The sequence below is a fragment of the Micromonospora sp. KC207 genome (genome assembly GCF_004348615.1).
In the GTDB taxonomy this organism is placed as follows: domain Bacteria; phylum Actinomycetota; class Actinomycetes; order Mycobacteriales; family Micromonosporaceae; genus Micromonospora.
In genome coordinates this window covers 1-3,719 of the sequence record NZ_SMKJ01000443.1, presented here as the reverse complement: position 1 = coordinate 3,719, position 3,719 = coordinate 1, and the positions used below count along the sequence as shown (strand labels likewise).

The following is a 3,719-nucleotide window of genomic DNA, read 5'->3' as shown; positions in this document are numbered from 1 at the left end:
GTGCGGCGCTGCCGTTCGCCGCGGCGGCGGTGCCGGTGCTGCTCGCCGCCGCCGGCACGCCGTGGCCGGTGGTGCCGGGGGTCCTGCTGCTGACCGGGGCGGCCGCCCTGCTGGTCGCGGCTCTGGCCCGGCCCCGGCCGCTGCTCGTCGGAGTCACCGTGCCGGTGGGACTGGTGGCCACGGTGGCGGGGCTGGGCGGGCTGCTCGCCACCCGGGCCGGCACCCTCGTCGGTCTCGGGGCGCTGGTGGTGACCGGCGTGGTGGCCGCCGTCGCCGGCCGGACGGGTGTGGCCCGGCTGGGCGGCGTACTGGTGGCGGTCGGGGCGGCGACCGGGTTCGCGGTCACCGCCGCGCTGGCGGCGAGCCTGCCCCTGCGTACGGCCTCCTTCGTCGTCCTGGCGGTGGCGGTGCTGGTGCTGGCCGTCGCCGCCCTCCCGTCCGGCCGCGACCCGATCCGGGGCCGGGCGCTCGACATCGCCGCCCAGGCCGTGGCCCTGCTCGCGGTCCTGCTGGCCGGCGGGTCACCCCGGTACGCCGCTGCGGTCTGCGTGCTCTGGGGGGCCGCCGTGGGGCTGCGGCTGCTGCGGCGGGGTGAGCCGCTCGGGTGGCGCTGGGCGTTCGCGGGCGTCGCCGGGGGCAGCGAACTGCTCGGCGCCTGGCTGCTGCTGGGTGCCGGCGGGGTGGTGCTGCTGGAGGCGTACACGCTGCCGGCGGCGGGCCTGGCCCTGGCCGCCGGCGCGGTGGCGCTGCGCACCCGGCCGGGCCTGAACAGCTGGCTCGCGCTCGGCCCGGGGCTGGCCGCCGGGCTGCTGCCCAGCGAGGTGTCGGTGCTGTTCGCGCCCGACCCCCAGCCCTGGCGGCGGCTGTTGCTCGGGGCCGGCGCATTGGTCGTGGTGCTGGCCGGCGCGGCCCGCCGCTGGCAGGCCCCGGTGCTGCTCGGCGGGGTCACCCTGATCCTGCTCGCGCTGCACGAGCTGGTCCGCAGTTGGGACCTGCTGCCCCGGTGGATCTTCCTGGCGGCTGGGGGCCTGGCCCTGATCGGCCTGGCCGCGACGTACGAGCGGCGTCGTCGCGACCTGGCCCGGTTCCGGACGGCGGTGGGGCGGATGGGCTGACCGCGTCGGGGCCGGTGGGGCGAGGTAGGGAGCGCCCCACCTCGGATGCTGCTGCTGTCCGGGTTACCCACGGCTACTGTTGTCTGGAGACTCGACATCAGGACACGCCGTCCGGCGTGGCCCGGACGCCGAGAAGCGGAGCTCAGATGGTGCTTGCAGCGACAGCGGACCCGCCGGCCCGGCGGGGCAGCGACTACGCACGACTGGCCCGGCGGATCGGCGAGGCGGGCCTGCTCGACCGCCGGCCCGCCACGTACGCGGCCCGGATCGCGCTGACCCTGGCGGCCTTCGTCGCCGGCTGGGTGGCCGTGCCACTGGTCGGCGACTCGTGGTGGCAGCTACTGGTGGCGACCGGCCTGGCCGTGGCCACCACCCAGGTGGCGTTCCTCGGGCACGACGCCGGCCACCGACAGATGTTCCGCCGCCGCGGCGCGAGCGAGGTGGCCGGGCTGCTCGCCGGCAACCTGGCGGTCGGGCTCAGCTACGGCTGGTGGGTCGACAAGCACAACCGTCACCACGCCAACCCCAACCACCACGACGAGGACCCGGACGTCGGGGCCGGTGCGCTGGTCTGGTCGTACGAGCAGGCCGCCGCGACCCGGGGGCTCGGCCGCTGGCTGGCCCGGCGGCAGGCGTGGCTGTTCTTCCCGATGCTGCTGCTGGAGGGCATGGCCCTGCACGTGGCGAGCGTGCGGGCGCTGTTCGGGCGGGCCCCGGACGGCCGGTACGCCACCCCCATGCGGCACCGGGCCGTCGAGGGGCTGCTGCTCGCGCTGCACGCGGTCGGCTACCTCGGCCTGCTGTTCGCGGTGCTCCCGCCGGTCAAGGCGCTGGTGTTCGTCGCCGTGCACCAGGGGTTGTGGGGGCTCTACATGGGCTGCGCGTTCGCCCCGAACCACAAGGGCATGCCGATGCCGACCGCCGACGAGGACCTCGACTTCCTGCGTAAGCAGGTGCTCACCTCCCGCAACGTGCGGGGCGGCTGGTTCGTCGACGTCGCGCTGGGCGGGCTGAACTACCAGATCGAGCACCACCTGTTCCCGAACATGCCCCGGGGGAACCTGCGCCGGGCCCAGCCGATCGTGCGGGCGTACTGCGCCGAGCAGGGGGTGCCGTACGCGGAGGCCGGGCTGGTCGAGTCGTACCGGCAGGCGCTCGCCCACCTGCACGAGGTGGGCCGGCCGCTGCGCGGCTGAGCCCGTACCGCCGTAGGCGCAGGTCGACCGGGGTGCGCGAGGTGGTGGCAGAGCCGCCCGGGCACCCCTGGCGGTAGGGTCTGGCCATGGCAGACGTGCTCACCGCGGAGGCGGTGCGAAACCGGCCGGGTGGGCTGGCGGGCCGGACCCTCACCTTCCGCTGCGTCACCCACTCGGCCGGCGGGGTCACCCACCGGGACCTGGAGTTGGCGCGGCGGATCGACGACATCGTCCGGAGTGCCCGATGAGATTCGAGATCAGCAAGGTGCTCGACGCCATCGAGGGGCGGGTCTGCACCGACCCGTCGCTGGCCCGGGCCGTTATCGACCTGGCCGAGGTGATCCGGTACCAGGACCTCGACGGCGGCCGGCCGGCCAACCTGCTCCGGCTCGGCATGGTGATCGACGCGCTCGCCCGCGACCTGGCGGAGGACAACGTCCCGGTGTACGCGATCGTGCACCGGGCCCTGCTCTCCGACGCCGACCTCACCTCCAACGAGCGGATGGTGGTCCGCCGCTGGGCCGACGACGGCCTGGTGGAGGTGCTCGACAACCCGGGCGACCGGATGCTGGAGGTCGCCGACCTGCTCGGGTTGCCGGTGCTCAGCCGGGCCCGCTTCGACGGCCTGCGCGGCCGGTTCCCGTGGACCGTCGAGCAACCCGGCCGGGTGCTCGCCCCGGTGCCCGGCGCGGGCGGCCCGGTGTTCATCGCCCACGTCGGCGGCGGCAACGTGCCGGTGGCCGGCGCGCCCTCGGCGACCGGGGTGAAGCTGCTCGCCCGGCAGTGGCGCTGCCCCGAGCAGGGCTGTGCCCTGTTCGGCGGCGGCGGGGGCGGGGGCGCGTTCGCTGACCTGGCCCGGGTGGAACGCGCCCCGGCAGGGCAGCCGCCACCCACCCTGCGCGGCGGCGTGCCGACCTGTCCCCGGCACGGCACCCGCCTCGGCGACGCCGGGCCCCGGCCGCGTACGGAGGTGCTGGCCGTGCGCATCGGCGGGCTGGTCCGCCGCCGGTTCGTGCTCACCGAGGGCCAGCCGGTGCTGGTGGGGCGCGCGCCGGAGCAGCAGGGCGGGATCGTGCTCGGGCAGTGGCTCAACGACGAGGCGCGGCGTTGGATCAGCCGCGGCCACGTCCGCTTCGAATGCCGTGTCGGTGAGGTGATCGTGACCGACGTGAGCACCAACGGGTCGGGGATCCGCCCCGGTGGCTCGATGGCGGAACCGGACCGGATCGCGCTCAAGCCGCAGCAGTCCCGGGTGCTCGCCCCCGGTGACCTGGTCGAGCTGTACCCGGGGGTGCAGATCGGCCGCGCCGACGAGCTGCCGTCGGGCGCGGCGTTCACCCCCAACTCGGTGATGGCCGAGGCCCCGACCATGGCGATGCGCCTGCCCCGGCCCTGAGCCGGGTGCGAC

General features: G+C 76.1%; 4 protein-coding genes. All 4 read left to right on the top strand.

Going from position 1 to position 3,719, the window contains the following annotated elements; genetic code table 11:
• The coding region (locus E1258_RS33705; RefSeq protein ID WP_371688709.1) for an SCO7613 C-terminal domain-containing membrane protein at positions 1-1,115 on the top strand (1,115 nt) is incomplete at its 5' end.
• Between the two features lie 146 nt (positions 1,116-1,261).
• On the top strand, positions 1,262-2,311 hold the full coding sequence (locus tag E1258_RS30940) for an acyl-CoA desaturase (RefSeq protein ID WP_132407330.1): 1,050 nt from the start codon (positions 1,262-1,264) through the stop codon (positions 2,309-2,311).
• 86 nt (positions 2,312-2,397) lie between these two features.
• Entirely contained in the window at positions 2,398-2,559 is a 162-nt protein-coding gene (locus E1258_RS30935; RefSeq protein ID WP_132407328.1) for a 4a-hydroxytetrahydrobiopterin dehydratase, read from the top strand.
• Positions 2,556-3,707, top strand: coding sequence for an FHA domain-containing protein (locus E1258_RS30930; RefSeq protein ID WP_132407326.1), 1,152 nt, complete (start codon positions 2,556-2,558; stop codon positions 3,705-3,707). Before E1258_RS30935 ends, E1258_RS30930 begins: the two co-directional genes overlap by 4 nt.
• The last annotated feature ends 12 nt before the right edge of the window (positions 3,708-3,719 follow it).